Annotated in this window: 15 protein-coding genes; all 15 read right to left on the bottom strand. The window is 44.8% G+C overall.

The annotated features are described in order from the left end of the window. Positions 1–129 precede the first annotated feature (129 nt). The gene (locus ACFQ21_RS30150; RefSeq protein ID WP_377586666.1) at positions 130–2,421 is read right to left on the bottom strand and encodes a GH92 family glycosyl hydrolase; all 2,292 of its coding nucleotides are present in this window, start codon (positions 2,419–2,421) and stop codon (positions 130–132) included. A 34-nt stretch (positions 2,422–2,455) separates the two neighbouring features. Next, on the bottom strand, positions 2,456–4,786 hold the full coding sequence (locus tag ACFQ21_RS30145) for a GH92 family glycosyl hydrolase (RefSeq protein WP_377586514.1): 2,331 nt from the start codon (positions 4,784–4,786) through the stop codon (positions 2,456–2,458). Between the two features lie 23 nt (positions 4,787–4,809). Further along, positions 4,810–5,493, bottom strand: a complete 684-nt coding sequence (locus ACFQ21_RS30140) for a basic secretory protein-like protein (RefSeq protein ID WP_377586512.1) — start codon at positions 5,491–5,493, stop codon at positions 4,810–4,812. A gap of 98 nt (positions 5,494–5,591) precedes the next feature. Continuing rightward, a complete protein-coding gene (locus ACFQ21_RS30135; protein WP_377586510.1) occupies positions 5,592–7,016 on the bottom strand; it encodes an alpha-L-fucosidase in 1,425 nt (474 codons plus the stop codon). 87 nt (positions 7,017–7,103) lie between these two features. Further along, on the bottom strand, positions 7,104–8,198 hold the full coding sequence (locus ACFQ21_RS30130; protein WP_377586508.1) for a redoxin domain-containing protein: 1,095 nt from the start codon (positions 8,196–8,198) through the stop codon (positions 7,104–7,106). Between the two features lie 29 nt (positions 8,199–8,227). Beyond that, the gene (locus ACFQ21_RS30125; protein WP_377586506.1) at positions 8,228–9,094 is read right to left on the bottom strand and encodes a S1 family peptidase; all 867 of its coding nucleotides are present in this window, start codon (positions 9,092–9,094) and stop codon (positions 8,228–8,230) included. 146 nt (positions 9,095–9,240) lie between these two features. After that, a complete protein-coding gene (locus tag ACFQ21_RS30120; RefSeq protein WP_377586504.1) occupies positions 9,241–10,662 on the bottom strand; it encodes a PKD-like family lipoprotein in 1,422 nt (473 codons plus the stop codon). Positions 10,663–10,677: 15 nt separating this feature from the next. Beyond that, positions 10,678–11,514: a DUF4843 domain-containing protein gene (locus tag ACFQ21_RS30115; RefSeq protein WP_377586502.1), complete on the bottom strand. Its 837-nt coding sequence runs from the start codon at positions 11,512–11,514 to the stop codon at positions 10,678–10,680. Positions 11,515–11,538: 24 nt separating this feature from the next. Further along, complete coding sequence (locus ACFQ21_RS30110) at positions 11,539–13,026, bottom strand: RagB/SusD family nutrient uptake outer membrane protein (protein WP_377586500.1); 1,488 nt, start codon at positions 13,024–13,026, stop codon at positions 11,539–11,541. Positions 13,027–13,033: 7 nt separating this feature from the next. Then, positions 13,034–16,498, bottom strand: a complete 3,465-nt coding sequence (locus ACFQ21_RS30105) for a SusC/RagA family TonB-linked outer membrane protein (protein WP_377586498.1) — start codon at positions 16,496–16,498, stop codon at positions 13,034–13,036. 162 nt (positions 16,499–16,660) lie between these two features. Next, a complete protein-coding gene (locus ACFQ21_RS30100) occupies positions 16,661–17,695 on the bottom strand; it encodes a FecR family protein (RefSeq protein ID WP_377586496.1) in 1,035 nt (344 codons plus the stop codon). 125 nt (positions 17,696–17,820) lie between these two features. After that, complete coding sequence (locus tag ACFQ21_RS30095) at positions 17,821–18,408, bottom strand: RNA polymerase sigma factor (RefSeq protein ID WP_377586494.1); 588 nt, start codon at positions 18,406–18,408, stop codon at positions 17,821–17,823. Between the two features lie 162 nt (positions 18,409–18,570). Next, positions 18,571–19,227 (bottom strand): phosphoribosyltransferase family protein, encoded by a 657-nt coding sequence (locus tag ACFQ21_RS30090; protein ID WP_377586492.1) that lies wholly within the window; start codon positions 19,225–19,227, stop codon positions 18,571–18,573. 186 nt (positions 19,228–19,413) lie between these two features. After that, positions 19,414–20,145, bottom strand: a complete 732-nt coding sequence (locus ACFQ21_RS30085) for a VIT1/CCC1 transporter family protein (RefSeq protein ID WP_377586490.1) — start codon at positions 20,143–20,145, stop codon at positions 19,414–19,416. Positions 20,146–20,238: 93 nt separating this feature from the next. After that, positions 20,239–22,983, bottom strand: a complete 2,745-nt coding sequence (locus ACFQ21_RS30080) for a S8 family peptidase (protein WP_377586488.1) — start codon at positions 22,981–22,983, stop codon at positions 20,239–20,241. Between the last annotated feature and the right edge of the window lie 81 nt (positions 22,984–23,064).

The following is a 23,064-nucleotide window of genomic DNA, read 5'->3' as shown; positions in this document are numbered from 1 at the left end:
TTTCTCTAAACTGCTACATGAAGTATGAAGTATACTCAACGTATTATGGACCCCGGCCTTGCTTTTTATAGGAGCCCCCCTATAGATGTAAAGAAAGCCGGGCGAATCCCTAAATCAATCTGCAATTAATTACTTCTTCGGCTTTGCACTCATATAGAATGTAAGCTTGCCGCCTTTCACGATGTCATCGTGCGTCAGGTAAAGCCGCGTTAGGGGTTTATCGTTCAGCAACACCTTCTGTACATATACATTCTTGTCGCTTTGATTAACCGCTTCAATCTCGAATGTCTTTCCATTCTCCAAGGCAATGGTAGCTGATTGTATTGCAGGACTTCCCAGTGCGTATTGATCAGAGCCGGGCGCTACCGGGTAAAAGCCCAGTGAAGTAAATATATACCAGGCACTCATCTGGCCGCAGTCATCATTACCACCCAAACCATCGGGGGTTGGTTGATATTGTTTCTTGAGAATCATACGCACACGCTCTTGCGTTTTCCATGGCTGATTGGTCCAATTATAGAGATACGCCGCATGATGTGCAGGTTCATTGCCATGTACATAATTACCAATGATGCCCTCACGTGTTATGTCTTCCGTGTGCGCGAAGAATTCATCCGGCAGATTCATGGTAAAGAGAGAATCGAGATGTTGTACAAAACGTTTCTTCCCCCCCATCGCAGCAATCATCTGCTCCGGATCATGTGGCACATACAAGCTATAATTCCACGCGTTGCCTTCAATGAATCCCTGTCCATGTGTGCTCAATACATCAAACTCCTTCCTGAATTTACCATCGCTCAACTTTGGACGCATGTAGCCTGTTGATACATCGTATACATTTTTCCAGTTCTGTGAGCGCTTCATAAACTCTTCATATATAGCAGGACGATCGAGCTTCTTCGCCATTTGTGCAATACACCAGTCGTCATAAGCATACTCCAATGTTTTTGAAACTGATGAACTGTTTTTGTCTTCCGGAACATAGCCAAGCTGCATATAGTATTCTATACCATCGTATGATTTGTGGCGGGCCGTAGCAACACATGCTTCCAACGCCTGGTGAGCATCGCCCTGGTAATTTCCTTTGATCACGGCATCGGCAATTACAGAAACACTGTGGTAGCCGATCATACACCAGTTCTCGTTGGCATGATGCGACCACACCGGCAACATTTTATGAACGCTCTGATCATAATGCACCATCATGGAACTTACCATATCGCTGTTACGCTTTGGCTGTATAACATTGAACAGCGGATGCAGCGCGCGATACGTATCCCACAATGAAAATGTAGTATAGTTTATAAATCCTTTCGCTTCGTGATTGCTCTGATCGAGTCCGCGATACAAGCCGTCAATATCCATATAGGTTGTCGGGCCAAGAAACGTGTGGTACATCGCGGTGTAAAAATTCACCAAGTCATTTCGGTTCAGTGCTTTTACTTTTACACGTTGCAGTTCACGTTCCCATTGTTGTTGTCCTTCGCGTTTTGCTCTTTCAAAATCCCAATGCGGGAGTTCAGATTGCAGATTCGCCAACGCGCCTTTCATATTCACTGGTGACAATGCGAATTTGATTTTGATCTTCTCTCCTTCTTTGGTTTGAAAATCGAAGTACATCCTGATCTGCTCGCCTGCTATATCTGGAAAATTTTTCGTCTGATCGAATTTCCGCCAGAAACCTTTATATACATTCGGCTTCGAAAAATCTTTCATACCGTATTGCTTTATCGGTTTCGAAAACGTCATGGCAAAATATACCGTGCGTGTACGAGCCCAGCCATTTGTCTGGCGATAGCCCGTTATCAGCGTATCATTTTCAACTCGAACAAACGTCCATACATTTTTATCAGCATGGTTGTAGATGCCATACATCAGGTCGAGTATAATATGAGCTTCATCACTCTGCGGAAAAGTATATTGATGAAAGCCTACACGATTAGTGGTGGTGAGCTCCGCTACAATGTTATCATCATCCAGTTTTACTTTATAGTAATTTGGAGCAGCCTGCTCGTTGCTATGTGAGAAAGCAGAACGAAAACCACTTTTCGGATTTTGTTCGGTGCCTGGATTCAACTGAAGTTTACCCGCAGCAGGCATGATCAGAAAATCGCCCAGATCAGAATGCCCGGTACCGCTAAAGTGCGTGTGACTAAAACCGACAATGGTAGGATCATCATACTGATACCCCGCGCAATATTTATATACCAGCGGGTTGTAATGATCGTCCACTTCATACGGTATCGTATCCGTCTCCGGACTCAATTGCACCATTCCAAACGGAACAGTAGCTCCGGGATAGGTGTGCCCCATCTTATGCGTACCGATTAACGGATTCACATGCTGGATCAGGTTGTCCTGTGCAACGGTACGGCTGCACGCCACAAACACAAAGAACACAAAAACCAATTTTCGAATCATCATCACAAAACTAACTTGAGGCATTTAAATAGACTTACTTCTTACTTTTCTTTCCACCTTTCACTTCCTCCGCCTTCTTCTCAAGCGAGAACGAATACGGAACATCTTCTGCTGCTATACCGCGCTGTTTGTTCGGCTGTGCCGCCATCGTGAAGTCAAGGGTAGCACCATTGGTTAATTCCTGGTGGGTTATCCAGCTTCGTGTAAAGGTCTGTCCGTTGATTGATGACGAAGCTATATAGTAATTCTCTTTACTGTTGGCCGGTGCATTGATTACCACCTGCTTGCCGTTCTCTAAATGTAATGTAGCTTTCTTGAAGAATGGTGTCCCCAGTATATATTGATCCGTGGCAGGACACACCGGGTAAAATCCCAGCGCTGAGAAAACATACCAGGCAGAAGTTTGTCCGTTATCCTCATCGCCACAATAACCATCCGGTGTCGGTAAATATAGTTTGTTCATGGTTTCGCGTACCCACTGTTGCGCTTTCCACGGCTGACCCGCATAATTATACAGGTATATCATGTGTTGTATCGGTTGATTGCCGTGTGCGTACTGCCCCATATCTGCAATCTGCATCTCACGTATCTCATGGATTACGGATCCATAGTAGCTGTCATCAAATACAGGAGCCAGCGTGAATACGGAATCAAGTTTCATAGCAAACTTTTCTTTGCCTCCCATCAGGTCAATCAATCCCTGTACATCATGAAACACTGACCAGGTATAATGCCAGCTGTTACCCTCTGTAAACGCATCGCCCCATTTGAACGGATTGAATGGCGATTGAAATGTACCATTCTTATTCTTGCCACGCATCAAGCCGGTTTGCTTATCAAAGAGATTACGGTAATTCTGGCAACGCTTGGCAAACAAGTCAATTTCTTTTTTAGGCTTGTTCAATGCTTTTGCTAATTGATAGATTGCGAAGTCATCATACGCATACTCAAGCGTACGCGCTGCATTTTCATTCACACCACCATCATACGGAACATAGCCTAGCGTATTATAGTCTTTTACACCTGCGCGACCTACAGCAGTAAGCGGTCCTTCGTTGTTTGCATTCTTCAATGCAGCTTCATAGAGTGCATTGATATCATAACCACGCATTCCTTTTATATAGGCATCCGATACGATCGATGCAGAGTTCGATCCGATCATAACATTGCGATAGCCCGGGCTTGCCCACTCCGGCAACCATCCTCCTTCTTTATAGGCGTTTACCAATCCTTCCTGCATGTGTGCACTCAGCTCCGGGTACATCAGGTTGAGGAACGGGAACAATGAACGGAATGTATCCCAGAAACCAGTATCGGTAAACATATAGCCTGGCAATACTTGCCCGTTATACGGACTATAGTGTACTACTTTACCGGAAGCATCAAGCTCATAAAACTTGCGCGGGAAAAGTAATGAACGATACAGGCACGAATAGAATGTACGCAACTGATCTTCTGTACCGCCTTCTACAACGATACGGCTAAGCTCTTTATTCCAGGCAGCTTGTCCTTTTTGTTTTACGGTCTCAAAGTTGTCGTTGCCGATCTCTTTCAGGTTAAGCTCGGCCTGTTCGAAGCTGATAAACGATGAGGCTACACGCACATGCACCTGTTCACCAACCGAAGTCTTGAAACCAATAACAGCACCGGCATGATCACCGGTAAATTCCACACCTTGCTGAAGCTGATATTTATTCCAGGTCTTCGCGGATGCAAAGGGTTTGTCGAAGTATATAACAAAGTAATTTTTGAAATTCTGCGGCACACCACCACTGTTGCGTGTAGTATAACCAATGATCTTCTTTTGATCCGGTATAATTTTGATATAGGAGCCCTTGTCAAACGCATCCACCACGATATAGGACGAATCTGATTTCGGAAATGTAAACCGGAAAAATGCAGCACGCTCGGTGGGTGTTAATTCAGTCGTAACATTATGATCTGCGAGGTATACACTATAATAATAGGGTTTGGCAACTTCAGCTTTATGCGAGAACCAGCTGGCGCGTTCTTCTTCCTTAAGTCTCAATTTACCGGTTACTGGCATAATGGAAAACTGACCATAGTCATTCATCCACGGTGAAGGCTGATGCGTTTGCTTGAAGCCCTTTATCTTGTTGGCCGTATAGGTATACGCCCAGCCATCGCCCATCGGTCCGGTTTGTGGCATCCAGAAGTTCATAGCCCATGGCAATGCTATAGCAGGATATGTGTTACCATTGGACAATGCATGTGTAGAGGCAGTGCCGATCAACGGGTTTACATACTCTGAAAGATCAGCATAAGGTTTGGCAATTTCCTGTGCACGCACAGAAATTGAAATGCACGTGATGATCGTGCAGCATAGGATAGTTCTGAGAATCATGCACGAAAATATCAAACCCTAAATTAATTCCTAGCAACTATCGGATTCTCCGTATAAGAAGTCCACAGCTGGTCAATATTTTTACCAGTCTCTTGTTGCCAGATCGCATCGGTATACGTTGCCGTGCGCATCGCACGGTCGAGTGTCTTCACTATACCCGGCTTTACCTGCTTCTCCATCCACACCAGGAAGCGTGCCGTTACACGATACCCGTTGCTATAGTGTTGTCCATTTATATAAGGTGGCAATGCCCAGCCACCACCGGCATTGTCAACACCGTACACATAGCGCACATAGTCAGCAACGCCTTCAGTAATCCACCACGGTCCGGCATCTCCAGGATAATTCTGTACAATGTGCATGATCTCATGTGTCACGACATCTATATCTCCGGGATTGGTATGAAACCATTTCGGATTATAGCGCACATGTGTACCGGATGCTTCTGCTACACCGTTATAAGCTGTATCGATCTCGAACGTTATCTCCTTCGCAGCCTTCGCATTATAGGCTTTCATCAGTACCGGGTATACATCAAAAAAAGTTTTGATCATACGCTCGCGCACTTTCGGGTCAAACGTTTTGTCGTGGTTGATAACGGTTAATATATACCCGCGCTTCCGGATCGTTTCGGTATGTTGTGAAAACAGGTATGAAGTCGCACTGCTCATGATCAGCAGGAAGCACAGAATAATTTTACGTTTCATGTAGTATCGGTTAAAATTTATAAAAAAGTATCTCCTGCGGGCTCCTTTTACAAAGAGCCTGCTATATATATTCTGATAAAAAACGGGAACGAATTACATCATCGCCTTTCGTTATACACACCTATTTCAGCGATGGAAGGTGTATCGCTGAACTCGTCAATTACTATTTTAATCTTACCGCCCCACAGGCGATCGAACCGATGAATTTTTATTTTACCGGCCTGGCTTCCGGATAGAAGTGTCTTCCATACACCGCTCTCATAATACTCGATATGATATTTACGAATGCGGCTGTCGTGCTCATATATAGTAATAGCATTGAACGGTTTCTCGCGACCAAAATCAATTTCATGCCACGGGCGCTTAACGGTAGGGTTAGACGCCCACGAAGTAGTAAAGTCATCATCGTTGGCAAAGTCCATAATCCACATATCATCACTCCAACTGCTATTGGCAGGCTGACGCTTTGCTATATTTGATGATATGATCGGAGCATCGGCTACCGGCAGTTTGGCTACCGGCCCCTGGTGTTTCCATTGTTTACCGATCTCTTTCAATGCAGCAATTGCATTATCATCCAATAGTCCATCGCGATTGGGCGCCACGTTCAGAATGAAATTACAATATGCATTGTTGAAGGGTATAATATTTTCGTTAACCATCTTAGCAGGATCTTTCACCGGCTCGCGCGGAAACCACGTTTTCCAGAACCAGTTGGCGTTGATCGGTAAACACGATAATGCCGGTAAACGGTTTGTCTCTTTGGATATATGCTGACCGGCTCCCTGCTCGTATGATTTGATATCGGTATAGTATAAAGCTTCTGCCGGATACTTGGCTGCATTAAGATCCATCACAAGACAGTTCGGCTGAATGGACTTTATCAAAGAGTATATTTCCTCAAAGGGCACATCATCGTACGATATGCGCGACCACGGAGCATCCCATCCGTCAATGATCAGCGCGGTAACTTCACCGTAGTTCGTAAGTAACTCGGTAAGCTGCGCCTTGATCATATCAATATGCTGTTTGCTGATATGGCCCGGACGAAGTTTATGATGCGTGTCCAGTATAGAATAGTAGAGCATTACCTTTAATCCGTTCGCTCGAAACGCATCGGTATATTCTTTTACCACATCGCGCTTCAACGGACTGTTCATCACATTATAGTCTGTTGTTTTTGTATTCCATATAGCAAATCCGCTGTGATGCTTGGTGGTAAGACAACCGTACGACATGCTGGCTGTCTTCGCAGCTTTAGCCCATTGGTCACAGTTTAATTTGGTCGGGTTGAAAATAACTGGTGATGCATCGGGGTCCGCCCAATCATGATCCATATAGGTTGGTATGTTGAAATGAATGAACATACCAAACCGCAGGTCTACAAATTCCTGCTGGAGTTGTGCGAGAGACTTTGCAGTATTTTGACCGGAAGTCTTCTGCGCCATTGCTACCGGATACGAAAGTATACTCAGCGTTGCTATATATACCAGCAGCGATACTCTAATGCGTATGTTATTCATGGTGGATTAAAAGTTTAAAGCTTAGCCGTTCAAATTAAGAATAGCGTTCTTAACCTGAAAGTAAATTTTTTCCGTGTGCCGTGCTGGTTAAGGAAATATCTCGGAAAGCTTGGCGTTAAGTGCTTCGCCACGTAGATCGCGTGCTATAATTTTACCTTCCGGGCTGATCAGAAAATTAGCCGGTATTGCACGCACGCCATATTGTATAGCGGCTGCATTGTGCCAGCCCTTCAGATCAGAAACTTGTGTCCAGGGAAGGTTGTCCTTTTCAAGTGCCTTCTTCCAGCGATCTTCTTTATCATCGAGTGATACACCCAGTATATTGAAACCCTTGTCCTTGAACTTCGCATACTGCTCGCGCAGGTTTGGGTTCTCGGCACGACACGGACCGCACCAGCTTGCCCAGAATTCGAGCAATACATATTTACCCTTGTATGACGAAAGTTGTACAGCTTTACCCTGAGCATCGTTCATGGTAAAATCTACAAACGGTTTCCCCACCTGGGTAACATCCAGGTTTTTGATATGCGCTTCTATTTCTTTGGCTTTATCGGTTGTTTTCAGTTCGGTGGCTATAGCAGCATATAGCTCCGCAGCTTCTTTATAGTTTGATTCGGTAGTCCAGTATAGCAACTCTCCCAGCGCTGCATAGCTCTTGGGGAAATCGATAATAAACTGCTTGCGTATAGCACCCTCGCCCCGGTATAGTTTATCAAACTCTGCCATTAATTGGTTCGCCTCTTCTGTCTTACCGTCCTTGCGCACAGCTTCTGCCCTTTCGTAAATAGCCATGGCCTTGCTGCGATGCTCGGCTATACGTTTCTCTAATACACTATACTCATCTTGTACAGGCGACCCGGTGATAACAATTTTATCCGGAGCCTCAACACTTCCGGTAAATTTCATATCGGCATTCTGGACATAGAATACCTTTTGAAAACGAATTTCCTTGGAAAAGATGATGCACATGGATGGCTCGTGTACTTTACCTTTAAATGAAAAAGTACCATCCTTCACCATCAGCGAGTCTCGATGTTCCACTCCTTTATAGGAATGATACATAAACAAATAGGAAGGCTTGAGTCCTTCAAGTTTACCGGTAACCACAAAGCCCCGCTCTTGCGCGCTTGCTAAATTTAAACACAGAAAAAAAGCGACCAGCGTCAGAATTATTGATTTCATTTTTTATGAATTACATGAATGAATAAAAACTACTTTTTAAGAAGTGTATAGATGGCACTTACGGGAATGGCCTCACGCGAAACCATTTGCAGGTGCTGCGCAGTGTTGTAGAGCGATCGCGTAGCAGATACTATACCAATAACATTACCCTTGTCATCCAACACGGGACCACCGCTGGAGCCTTGCGAGAAATCAGCCGTGACCGACATTTTATCTCCGCCCTCACGCTTGTATAGTCTGGAGACCGTTCCGGTTGTAAAGGAATAATACATATTGTGCGGATGGCCGATCACGTTGGCATCATCGCCTGCACGCGCTGCTGTTGCCAACGGTAGTGCATACATTTTTTTTCGGTTTGTATTGATGCGGAAAATGGCAACATCATCTTTTAAACTTGCTGCCAGTACTTCGGTGATGGGGTATACATTTCCGGCTATATCCATCACGACTACCGTGATGTCAGTGGCTTCGTCTGTTGCCTGCCCTCGAAATATATGATAGCTCGTTATGGCTATGCCGCTTTCATCTATTACAAAACCCGTAGCGGCACGCAGGTGATCGTTTGGACAATGTGAACATTTATACAACGTACCCACTACCAACACACCGCTTTTGCATCGGGCATAGAGATCTGCATCGGTTATACATTTACCGGATGGCTTTACCAGTGCTGCCTGGCATTGTGTATTGGTAAGTTGTGATGCCAGTTTGGACATCGGTACGATCTGCTGATTATCGATGAGTTTGCGTCCTTCGGTTTCCAGCCGGGTATAGATCGCTTCATCTTCGATAACGCCTTCGGTAAAGGTATACGAACTCTGAGCCCGTACCGCAGTGCTGCACATGGCTATTGCAGCAACAGCGATGTATACTATTTTCCTGATTTGCTTTATCACGTTTTGTTAAATTTCGGTCAACGATTAGATGTAGCACAACAACGATGTATCCCTAAGGAGTATATACATTATTTTTTTATGCGGCTGTATATCAAACTGTCCCGGGCTTACGATCGTCATAAACCCGGGAACAGTTTGCCCTAAACTTAACGTCTGATCACCACATCGACCGGTTTGCCCGGTATACCTTCATAGCGGGTAATGACGTTTCCGTTTTTACCCGTACTTACATCCAGATAATATAGATTTCCCTCGGTGCCAGTCACTAATGTATCGCCCGAAGTTGTGAGTTTTACCAGCGAAACATCACGACCTTCGAAGTCAGCTTCGAGTGGCAACAGTTCTTCGTTCACCGGGTTATACTTATATATTTTATCACCAGACGAGAAGTAAATAACCTGGAGGAGAGAGCCTGCCCATTTGGTATTGGCCGTTACGAGGTCGCTTCCTTTAAATGCACGCCTGTAGTTGGGGAAGAATGTATCCGGAGAATTAAAGAAATTATACTCGTATACTTTGCCGGTATTGTCTTTCAGGTAAGCCATACTTGAAGCGCTGTTCAGATATTGCATGTGTACCAGGTCGAGTCCTACGTTGGTAGGATCGAAACCCGTACCGATCGGTATAACAGTATAGTCTGTTCCAAAGTAAACACCATCGTTGGTAAAGCGTACAAATCTTTTCTTACTTGTATCGTACCCGATATAGTACTGAAACTCTACGAAGATAAAGCTGGGTGACAATGTATAGTCACCGGCCGATGCATTTCCATATTTACCATAGGCGCTTCCGGATGGGTCACTGTTGGTGGAACCACGGTAAAATTTACCATTGATCACACCGGATGTAACTCCGGATATACCGGTACGAAGCGCTCCAATCGAAATCGAGGTTGGCCTGTCGTAAAAGTTTTCGCTGATATAGGATGAACGGATAAACGTGTTAACATCTACGATTATACCCGGGTCCTCTCCTTCACCAAACAATAACCAGAAGTTTTTCAGGTTGGCATTACCTGGTTGCCAACCGCGGTTTACGGGTAATATCTGCAACGGTTTACCCGGAAGTTTTTCATTATTAATTGTCTCATACAAACGAGTCAGCAATGTATTGTCCGGTTTGATAAATGAAATTTCCGAACCACCGGCTTCCTCGCTGAGTATAACAGTACCTTTTGTAAATTCCGTTTTACCTTCTACCTGAAACGGGTAATAGTATTTCATGCCGTTTGTCTTATCGAAAATGGTAAACAAACCATTATATATACCGGGGTTGAGGGCAAACACTTCTTCAAGTTCAGGACCTTCGTATATAATTTCAAAAGGCGGATATGGAAATCCAATCTTCCACTGATAGGTAAGCTCCTCCGTTCCCGTCAGGCTGTGTTTCACTTCGGGTTTGATGCGGAGTGTATCACCGATAAACGCTGTATAGATCGTATCTTCCAACCCGGTAACAACAGGTTCTTCCGGTGCCGTATAGTCATAGTTACCCAGATCTTTATAGCAGGCCGTTGCCAGCAACAGACACGCCAGCACACTGCACAGTATTGATATCTTTATTTTCATAGCTTCCAGGAGAGGTTAGTTTATAATGACGCGCTCGTCAAACTCGTCAATGAAATAATATTTACCATCGGCTGCATACTTCGACAGTGTATAGCGTATATCCGGCAAATCATTCCGGTAAAATTCATATATACCTGTGTTTTTCTCTTCGAGTATATAATCCGGGTTTTGCTCTACCCATGTAAAAGGCTCGCGCAGAAAACGTCTCAGTTTGTCGATGAGGAACAGGTTATACGGTATCAAATGATTATTACCTTCATACGAAGAGATCAAGTCGATATTTCCGACTGCGATGAGATACAACGCATGCTTGGTGCGCGTATAGTCACGCAGTTCGCTGGTCCACATCGGCCACCACACCGGCATCTCCAGCCGGTTTGAGAACACAACTTTAGCTGTGATGAGATCAGGCAGATCAACACCTAAATCTTCAGTAGGAGTAAGCACCATGGTAATGCCGACACTGCGATTCTCCAGTTCAGGATCTTCGTTATAGATAATGAACGAAACCTGTGCTGTACCGGAATCAGCCGGTATGGTATAGAACGGTTCCAACGGTTCATAATGTAAACCCGCTTGTGCTGTGGTGCGTTTGGCATCTTCCACAACCGAGATTGTAAATTGTCGTGACACGGGAATTCGCCTTCCCGAAATACGCACCGGCAGATATACCGTGTCCACTTTCACACCGGGTGTAAAAGCAAACGTATAAATGATGCTGTCCCGTTCTTTTGTCTCCGGATCAAAGTCAAAGTAAATATTGTCGCTGCCGGTATATACATTGGCATGATCTTCTGCGCAGCCTGCACAAACTGCGGCTGCTATCCATGCTAAGAGTATTGTTCGTTTCATGATTGTAAGCATTTACAGTTTGTATTATTCACGCTGGCCAAAAGCAATCTCATCGTTTGGCATCGGTACTACAAAAATCTGGTTACTGGCGGGTATGGATATACCGCCCATGCCAATGAGATTCCGGTTGAGGCGTTTATACATATAGAAGATCTGTCCTTCAGCAAAAAATTCTTTACGTGCTTCCTTGAGCAATTCGGTAATGAAAACATCGCGCGATGCCTCACCGTGTATCTCCTGCCCTATGCCGCGGTTATAGCGGACTTTGTTAAAATAATTCCAGGCAGCTTCCGGATCAGTATCAAACGTTGCTTCGGCAGCGATATAGTATATTTCGCTGAGACGCAACGCAGGGGCTACCAGCGGGTGGCGATTGTTCAACTCACGCTTGTACTTTCGTACATAGAGTGCAGATGATCCTCCGGAAGAAGTTTCGCGCAGCCATTGCTTGAAGCGATAGTCATTCCCTCCCACACTGCCGGTTTCAAAGATGGCGCCACCTTCGGGCACGGTGCAATGCAAGCGTGTTCTATCTTCGCGAAAACGATCGCCCAGGTCATCGCTGCGTTTCGCTATATCCCACGCAAACAACAACTCTTTATACATCACGCGGTCTTTCTCCTCTTCCTTATCCGCATTAAAATCTTCCTTCTTTGTCCAGGGAAACTTGTTGGAATTGATTACTTCCAATGCCTGCTCCAGCGCTTTCGGCTTGTCATTCTTCGCGAGGTATATACGCGCAAGTTCACCACACACCGCATAGTAATTCAGGCGATGCCTGCGGTTGTGCAGAAAGATGCGGCCTTCTTCTTCCGTCTCGGTTACATCTCCGGGATAGCCGATGCTATAGCCTTCGGTACGTATAGGATCGGTATCGCGCAGCAGTTCTTTTGCAGCCAGTAAATCAGCTATAGCTTTGTCCAATATTTCCGTACCAGTAGCCTGTGCTGTTACTTCCTTGCCATACGTTGTTACATACGGAATTACTTTCGCTTCCGGGTCAACACTATAGGCTGGTGCAAACATGCGGTATATATCAAAATGCAAGTATGCCCGTAATGCTATCGCCTCACCTTTTATCAACAGGTAATCGCTCTCGTAGTTAAACAGGTTTTTCTTTTCATCGATGTTCTCCAACAGTAAATTACAATTGGCGATAGCATTATAGAGCGCCAGCCACATCGCATCTTTACGGTTGATGAAGTATTGATCACCATAATTGAATTTCAGCGTTTGCTGGTATTGATATTTGGCAGCATCATACGTATCACTGTAATCCACGGCATCGTAGTTCTGTGCGAGTACATCCGGGAAACCGAACGTAACTTCATTGCCATAACTGTCGGTTTGCGTACAGCGCACATATATACCGATGAGCGCTTCCATGAAGCCTTCCTGTGTACTAAAGAGTACATCGCGGTCAACCTGCGATTTCGGTTGTACTTCCAGGTAATCGGAGCAGGATGTTACCAATGCAACGATCGCTGTCCAGAGTATAATTTTCTTTATCATGGCAAAATCAGAATCGGGATTGAATGGTAAAGGTCACCGTGCGTGCAAATGGATAATCGATACCACGTTCCATTTTAATGCTGGACTTGCGCCACAGATCGTTTGCTGTAACCGAGAAGCGAAGCGTACGCATGCGCCACTTGTTTACAATAGCACCGGGCACTTCATACGACAGGTTTACCGTGCGCAGTTCTACGGTATTTTCCTGCTGTACAAATCGTGATGAAGCACGCGTCTGCTCCCAGTCGGTGATATCCTTATACATAGCATGATCTCCCGGTTGTTTCCAGCGGTCGTTCAAGACACGTACATCAACGTTGTAGTGCGGGTCTGCATTCTCTACACGATCAATGAGTGTCTGGTTAAACATGTCGCCACCAAACTTGGTAAAGAAGTAAAAGCTTACTATAAAATTACCGTAGCCTATATCTGTCCCGAAGTTTCCTTCAAGGTCCGGTGCAGCGTTTCCTACCGGCACAATGTCGCGCACGCTGTAGTTATAGGTTAGTGATCCGTCCTTGCGTATAAAGATTTCTTTACCGTTCTCCGGATCTATACCTCTTGACGGAACAGCATATATAGTGGTAAGCGATTCGCCTTCACGGTAACGAAGCAGCGGCACAGACTTGTTATCTTTATCGTCCTGCTGTTTATCAATCTCATCGTTATACTTCTTCAGCGATTCCGATATCTTTTTAATGGTGTTGATATTGCGTGAGCCATTTGCGAATATATCGACAAACCATTTGTTGCCGCGGAGTACATTCGCACGCATGTTGAATTCAAAACCACGGTTCTCCATCTGTCCTAAGTTTGATTTATAGGACACAAAGCCAAGTGATGGAGGAACAATAATATCCGCCACAAGATCGTCTGTTAGCCGGTAGTAGTACCGTGGTGAAAAGTATATACGGTTCTGAAACAGGTTTGCTTCAATACCTATATCATAGTTCTGTGTACGCTGCCAGCGCAGATCTTCATTACCGTACGCTTTTACAACAGCCCCTACTCCACTGGAGTACCAGTCCTGATAATACTCGTACGTGGTGCTCGCGAGATAAGAATCAAACGATACCTCTCCAGTTAGTCCGGTGCTGGCACGCACTTTCAACTGGTTGATAACTTTTGATCCGGCCAGAAATTTCTCCTTGTGCAGGTTCCATCCTATACCTACTGACCAGAACGGTGCATATTTATTATCAGCACCAAATTTTGAAGAGCCATCTACACGCACCGATATATCCGCCAGGTATTTATCCGACCACGAGTAATTACCACTCAGGAAGTAGCCGAGTAATTTTTCCTGTGAATACCAACCCACCGGGTGATCTTCATCTTTATAAGCATTGGCAAAGCCTACATTATCGAAACGGTCGTTGGCAAAACCAATGGCACGAAAGCCACTGAAGTCAGAGCTATAGTCGCGGATGTTTGTTCCGAGTGTAGCATTTATAAAATGTTTACTAATCGCTTTGTGAAACGACAGCATCATGTTACCATCGTATGTCATTTCATCGTTGGTCTTGTACTGGTATTCGCCACGCTTCTTCAGATCATCACCACTCGTCCAGGTGAAATACTGATTGCTGAACGGTGACACAAACAGGTCTTCGCTGTTTAATGTTTTGTTGATACTCAGTTGTCCGCGAAGATCAAGTGCATTTGTAATGTTCCAGGACACAGAAAATGAATTGATGATCTGCGTATAGTCATTCTTATTGAAGCCGTGAAGCGTAGCATTGTACGCTGGGTTTAATACAATCTCCGGAACGATCTTGCTGTTTCCTTCTTTACCAGGTTCGGTCTCGCGCCTGTTCCAGGAATCGATCTCCTGAATGATGTTACCATTCGCATCGTGTTTGGGATAGTATGGATTCATGCGCACGTAATCCGAGAAGCTTCCATACTTAGACTCCTGCGCATTTACCTGTGCTACAGAAAGTGTATTGTTGAAATGAAATCTATTCAGGTTATATCCAAGCATAACGTCAAGGCCTACACGATTCCGTTCGGAGCCTTTCATTACACCCTTCATGGTTTGATAACGTGCCGTAACATTGTATAGCAGCACATCCGAGCCCCCCTCCACACCGAGCGAAGCCTGGTGCCCGATGGAAGTCTCAACGGGTTCAGACAACCAGTAGGAGTTAACACCGCTCACTACATTTTTCTTGCGCAGGTAATAGCGTTGATCATGCTGATCTTGTGTATAAGTGTTGTTATAGTCGCGTGTAGCATCGTATACACCGGCCAGCAATTCATAGTCAAGTTTTTGCTCTGCGTTCAGTACATCGTATACATTTAGGTCAGGGTTGTTTGTTGTCAGCTCGTAGTTGAACGAGAACTGCAATTTACCTTCTTCCGGTTTTTTGAGTGTAATGATCACGACTCCGTTTGCAGCACGCGATCCATATATAGCGGTAGCCGCAGCATCTTTAAGAATGGTGATGGAAGCAACGCGGTTGATATCGAGGTCATATATACTTTGAATGCCGACTTCAAATCCATTGAGTATAAAGGTAGGATTGTTCGGGTTGTTCAGATTTCTTCTGCTTACCAGATTGTCATTACCCGCGGTTGTATTGGTGGATGGCAAGCCGGTTTCACCGCGCACGGTAATATCCGGAAGTTTATTCGGGTCGGAGCCAAACTGGTTGTCTACTTCCACACGAAAGGAAGGATCGAAGGCCTGTATACTTTTAAAAAGATTGATCGGGTTTACTTTTTTCAGATCTTCTCCACTCACAGTAATGGCAGTACCTGTAAAACTTTCTTTCCGTATTTCGGTATACCCGTTGATAACAACTTCATTCAGAGCCTTCAGGTCTTCGGCAAGTTTTACTACTATATCGGTCTGACTGCCTATAGCAACTTCCTGCGGCTGATATCCTACAAATGAAAAAATGAGACTTCCTTCTTTATGTTCATCGGGAAGTGAAAGGGCGAACGAGCCATCACGATCCGTAGTTGTACCGATGGTAGTACCTTTGAGGATAACATTTACCCCTGGCATACCTTCACCGCGCTGGTCGGTAACTTTACCTTTTACGGTGAAGGACACCCATCGCTCAGCGTTACCGCCTACAGGATTCGGTTTATCTTTAGGACTCGCATCTTTATCAGCAGCATATAGCAACACCTGCCCGTTGATAACTTTGAAATGAATTTCCAACGCATGCAGTAAATCGGCCAGTATCTTTTGAACTGTCTCGTTGTTTACATCAACAGATGCTTTCTGATTGACCGGTACAGCAGTGGAACTGTATACGAACTTCACACCGGTCTTTTCGTGAATGATGTTGAGAATTTCGCGGACTTCGGTTTCATTCGCTGAAACTGAAATTCTCTGATCAAGTACTTGAGCAGCCAACGGGTTTACGATGGTAACACCCAGTATAAATGTTGTTACCAATGGCACAATAACGGTCCGCATTGTTGCTTTCAACGAAGCAACAAGTCGCTGTTTTTTCATACCTTTAAAAGTTTTGTATTGAGAATTCGAACAAAACAACTACCCGCGGGTAGCCGAAGCTGGCAATGCTCCTACATTGTCAGCTTTCACTTTTAAATCAGGTATCCTGGTAAAAATTCTTCTGCATAGTACATGGGGTTTAGGTTCAAGTATTAGGTGGTATCAGGGTATACAATCTCCGCCAGAGATAAGTATAGTTGTATCTTTTATAGTATAGGTTGCACCGACTGAACGGCACACCAGTTCAAGCATGGCGTACAGATCCTGCCCGCGCAGGTCTCCGGTAAATTTGCATGCTGCCGGTGTTGTTGTATTTCCGGTTTGGATCGAAATGCCATAGGTATTTTCCAGTGCTTTCAATACATCTGCCATGGGCGCTTCATTGAAGTCGAGTATATAGCGTGTGGCCGGCACTACTTCTTCCGGTTTTACTTCAATTGGCTTCTCTACCAGCGTAACCATTAGCCTGCCTGTGGTTGATTGATATATAGCGCGGTGATTGGGAGTAAGCGTTACGGATTGTGATTTGCTGAATATAGCCGGGAGCAATCGCTTACGATCTTCGTTCTGTGTTACAATTACTTTACCGGTAAGCACCGACACTTCACTTTCTGTTCCGTTGCCTGTTTTTACTACGAAGCTCGTACCCACCACGCGTGTTACCAGGTTGTTACTGAACACAAAGAAGGGTCTTGTCTTATCTTTTGTTACTTCGAAAAAGGCTTCACCGGTAAGCACCACTTCGCGTGATGCCGGTGTAAACTCGGACGGATAAGACAGCGTTGCTCCGGGTTGCAGCACCACACTGCTACTATCCGGCAACAACAACGTGACTGCCTCTTTACCGGGATTTTCTTTCCGGATGATGGATATTTTATTTTCAGATATAAATGCCGGCTCCTCGGAAGGAAGCGTGATGAGATAGCCAGCTATAGCCAATATACCGATAAGCGATGCGGCCCATGCCAGCGTTGTCCAAACCTTACGGACTTTCTTTTGAGACTTGCGTTCGCGAATTTTTTCTTCAATAACATCCCACTGCCGCTTATCAATAGCGGATAGTTCGGTTTCACTGATGGCGGGCAATTCATGATCGTCCAGAATGCCATACCATTGTTCAACGATGCGCTTTTCCTCTTCAGTACAAGTACCTTGCTGGTAGCGCTCCAGCAAACTATAAAAAGCATCTTTGCTCATGCAACGGTTTAAGTTGGTGTACTCTATATGTAAAGAAGCTCACGATGATCCCTAAACGATCACCGGAAATTTTTTAACATTTTTTTAACAGTTGTGATGTATGGCGAACGGACGTTCTGTTTGTATTACAGATCAAGCCACGATGAGGCCAGTAGAAGTGTGATGAGATAGTCTTTCAGATATACTTTCATCCACTTGAGCGATTGTGTTATGTGATACTCAACAGCTTTCTCGGATATATTCAGATCGCGCGATATTTCTTTTACCGAACGATTTTCGAAACGGCTGAGCTTGAATACCTGTTGTGTTTTTTGAGGAAGTAGCGATACGCCTTTTTCAATGGCATCGGTTAGATCGGCCTGCAGCGTCATCTGCTCGGTAGTGGAAACAGATCCCTGCGCTGTGCTATGTATATGTCGGATATACTTTTCGTGCACGATCTGCGACTTATAGTAATTGATAACGCTATATTTAACAGCGCCCAGCAACCACGGGTGCAGATTCAGGATTACAACGTCCTTACGCTTTTCCCAAATGCTCAGGAACAAGTTCTGCGTAAGCTCTTCCGCAATCTCTTTATTCTTTACTTTGCGATACGCCACCATGAAAACTTCACGCCAGTAGCGGTTATATACTTCGCGAAAAGCAGATTCGTCCTCGTGTTGCTTCACAAGGTTCAGGAGCTCTTCATCCGGTAATAACGTGTAGTTCATCTGCGTAACACTGCCTTTAAAGTTATAGAAAAAAGATCCAGATGAAAAAAATATTTTTTTGAGACAGTGTTTTTTGTATTGCCCTGTAAACGTTTTCAGGCCGCTATACATCGACATGGAGATGCTATAACGTTTACGAGACAAAAAAATAAAGTAAGGAAATCAGCCGTGGATAACAGCTTCCAGCGAATGAGACAATAGGTCTCGGACTTCTTCTTCTTTAACGGATGGTAGCGCACTATATATATTTCGCACGGAATCAAACCCGGAGGCCATTCGCGAAAATACAACGTCATCCGCTTCTTCACGTATTGTACGCAGTGCTGAGAATGCAATAACCGGCACAGCCACAATCAGGCTTGTGGGCTTTTGTTTGCGCACACTGCGCAGACACGCAAGCACGGCATCGTTCTCCTGCAGCATGTCATCCACAATAATGATTGTTCTGTCTGAAAATACCGGGCGTGGCTTGTTGGCGTAATAATAATTATACTCACGTTCGATGCCGATGCGCGCCATCAGTATCTGGTGGTATATATAGTCCTGCGGTATATCATGTATATCTTCGTGGATCAATACATCATCTATACTCACCGACCCGATTGTTTGCATATCATTTGCCGGATGTTTGATCTTACGGCAGGGAACCACGGCAAAAGAAAGATGAAGTGCACGCGCCAGGTGATAGGCTACAACGGCCCCGCCATGCGCAATACCCACTACCAGTGCATCTGTATTTTTATGTACCGTCAGTTTTTTACTGAGCAGGTACCCCGCTTGCTCGCGGTCCTGTATAGTAGTTACTTCCTCCCGTACCATCCGTCTGCGTTGTTGTTAGTCTGACGAAGTTACAGCTTTACACCGCGCTATATATCACGATGTGAGCATTTATTTGTTTGCTTAAACATGCATGTTATCGCTGCTCCGGAAACTGTAAAATGTAGTATGGATAGCATGGTGATTTAATCAAATTCTAATACTATCAGAGGTGTGGAATAATTTTTACTATACCAGTAATTTCTCGAGATAATCTCCCAGAAAGTATGCGGCCATGGCTGCTGCTGCACCCAGCAATAATGTTTCAAGTATACTTCGCAACAAGCCTATTTGTGTTACATAGGTTTTGATATAGCCTATGAGTATGAACGCAAACACCGTTACGAGTGAAGAGAGTATAAACGGGTCTATCTGGTACTTGCCGGCATACGCCAGTATATACGCTGCCAATGGTATAGCACCGGCAGTAATAAACGCCACCAGTGTAGATAGCCCGGCTTTAAGCGGTGACTTCTTTTGCTCCGACAGTCCGAGCTCATCTTTCATCATGGTGTCGAGCCATACTTTTTTGTTGGATGTTATGCGGTTCACCACCATCTCCAGCTCTTTTCCTTCAAAGCCTTTTTGCCTGTAGATCATTTCGATCTCCTTACGTTCGTCATCCGGCATGTTTTCAATCTCCCATTCTTCAATGTGCAAATGTTTTTGATAGTTGTCTCTTTCGGATTTATTGGACAGGTAACTTCCGATCGACATGGAGAGTCCATCGGCAAAAAGATTCGCCATACCAAGAATGAGTATAATATTGATCTGCAGTTCTGCACCGGCAGCGCCTGCTACCACCGCAAAGGTTGTGACAATACCATCGATCGATCCGTATACAACTTCCGGCAGATATGTTTCAAAACGTTCCATCCAGCTATTGCGGGTGTGCTTTGAATCATTGAGTTCAATTTCCATAGTTGGTATATTCGTTTAACCAAATATAGAAATGATCAGGCAGGACGACACTGTCAAAAATTAGTATCGTTCATAAAACCTATAGATGCACCATCACTCTACCATCAATCGCCCGCTGGCCACTGCTTGCCCGTTGCGGAAGATGCGATAGATGTAGAAGCCGCGATTGACATCGGTCATTGAGAATCGAAAGAGTGAATTGTACAGGCCTTGTGTTTTTACAATTTTGCCGGTGGCATCGTAAAACACCATCGTGAGATTGTCTCCATCCGTCAGCACCTCCAGGGATTGTAGCGATGCATGGATAGGATTCGGATAAACAATATAGGTGCGATCATCTCCATAGTACAACGCAGCCGTATCGGAGTAAACTATGTTTCCGTTCTGCAAAGTAATCGCGGCCCTGTATCGTGTTACACCGCCCTGCAGGGTTTCATCGGTATACGCATATAAAAAATTGTCATCGGCTCCCGTTGTATGCAGTGGAGCAAATATCCCGCTCTCCTCCTTTTCAAAAGTTACAGTCTCAACGGTATACAGGGTGCTCAGCGTCAGCGCGAGCTGTGCTGCATTATCTGAAGTAAGCGTGGCTATAAAATTACGATAATAGCAATGCACCCCCTGATCACCATAATGGTAAGACTCGCTTCGCAACGCTGATTTACCATCAACCACCGGCTGAACTGCAAAATAGGAAGATGTATACTGATCTTTCCGGAAGATAAACGCTGTATCGGCAGCATCCATAACGGGAGTCATATAATTGCCTTGCATGGTGAACAGACGATAGCGCTGTGCGCCTGGTACTTTATTCCATTGCAACATCACCTCCTCTGTACAATTATACCCAACCTGCACCTGCATCGCGGGGGCGATAGTAAAAGTATCAGACACTATATATATACCATTAACCTGCATGCGTGCTACAGCCGTATGCACTCCGGCAGGTGTTGTCCAGGCATAAAAGCCATTGGTCAGGGTAACATCTTCGGCTACGGATTGATACGCACCGCCATCGAGACTTATCTCCAGCATGCCGGTATGATTGAAGGTGTTGTTCCAACGCAAGTACACCGGTTGTGCCGCCTCCAACGGATCGGACTTCGTTGGATAGGTCCACTGAAATATATCGGCTGAGTCCAACCAATAGGCTACGTTAAAATTCTGCAAGTCGGTGGCGAGCGATCCAGCCGTTACCGTAAGCTGGTACGAGCCTGCCGCGGGATTGTCAACCGTGATATACTCTACAGTATTCAGATGATCCTCCCTTCGTACGGCCGGCAACGCTAGCGAATCAAGGTGAGGATAGTGGTTCAACACCCAGGGTCTCCACTGGTTACTCTTATATATAAGTGTGCTGTTCAAATCATTTACGAGGGCGATAGCATCTCCGGCAGCCGCAGCGGGGTCATTCCATGTCAATGCTACTTTCAATGTTTTTATACCAACAGGTACATCGATCGTGATTTGCTTCTCTTCATCACTGCTTATCGATCCATTCATAAACCACGATGCCTTTACCAGTTGCAAAGCCTTATACGCATCAACCGATCCATACCCGGAAATGAAATCGATGCCTGCTTTACCTATATCCTGCGATGATGCAATGAGTATAGCTTTGACGAGTGCTGCATCCGGCAACTGTTGATAGTGTTCCTTATATACTTGCTGTACCAACAATGAAATTCCCGATACCATCGCGGCTGCATCGGAGGTACCTTCTGATCCAAATGCTGTGAGCTCCGGCTTTACGCGACCATCGTATGCGGGGCCGCTGGAGTTCAGTGTGTTAATAACTCCTTCTTTATCGACAGCCGTTACGGTAAGTATATTCTTGGCCATTTTCATATTGCCGCTCAGGTTGGCATAGCCTGCTATACCGGCATAGGTGCCGGATGTACTTACGGTGGTGCCTGAGTTACCGGCTGAAAATATATATAGCATGCTGGGATCTGTGTTTGCGTTAACATCATACGCACGGGCTTCTGCACCGTATACATTATTGACGCTCACTCCGTATGAATGATTTTGTAGCCAGACGTTTCTCGATGTCAACATGGCAAGATCATCCGGAAATAAATTATTATAGCTGGATGACATCACCTTACTTTTCCAGGCCGCTCCTTTTGATTTTGGTGTCGTGTTACCGCCACCGGCTATAATGGTTGCCATTTGACCTGCGTGAAGGGATTGCTCGGCATCCGCCAGCGGTGAATAAATATACCGGCCTGCGAGGTCTATATCGGTAGTATCAAATGATCGCTCCTTTACACAAACACTCATTCCTTCACCACTCAATTCAGGGTATACATCATGAACTATATTTACCTTACTCACGCTAAAATCCTGAAAACTGTTTGGTGTCTCATCCGCAATCACGTGAGTATATTTATCCACAAATGTTACAGATTTGCAATTAATCAATGTATCCAGCGCATGTATATCTTTTAAAACATTGACAACAAATGTTTGCGATGATGCATGTTCAAATGGTACCCCAAATGATTCACGATGTTTACTCAACCACTGTTTAAACGCATATATATCTGTAACCTGCACAGTATATATAGAGTTATTGAATCTGCTCTGCAGCAATGCTGGCGCTATTTTCCAGCGATTGTCCAATGAATCTGAGGGCTGCAATCGTTTTTGTACTTTCTGATCCGCCTGAACTATACACAGGTAATTACCTGAGGATAACGCCTTTGCATACTGAATAACATGGTTGCGCAACAACTCGTTAACTTCCTGGCGCGATGAGACAATTATATACTTCGGAGACTGACTATATATATTGAGTGAAATTAAAAGAAAGAGTATACCAAGGTAAATTCGCATAATTATATACTATATATATACCGGATTAATCCGGTATTAGGCTATAAATCCATTTAAAAACTTGTGAAGTTAATTCTAAAT

This window comes from Ohtaekwangia kribbensis, assembly GCF_042676245.1.
Taxonomy (GTDB): domain Bacteria; phylum Bacteroidota; class Bacteroidia; order Cytophagales; family Cyclobacteriaceae; genus Ohtaekwangia; species Ohtaekwangia kribbensis.
The sequence above is the reverse complement of the archived record's forward strand: the minus strand, read 5'-3'. Positions and strand labels throughout refer to the sequence as shown.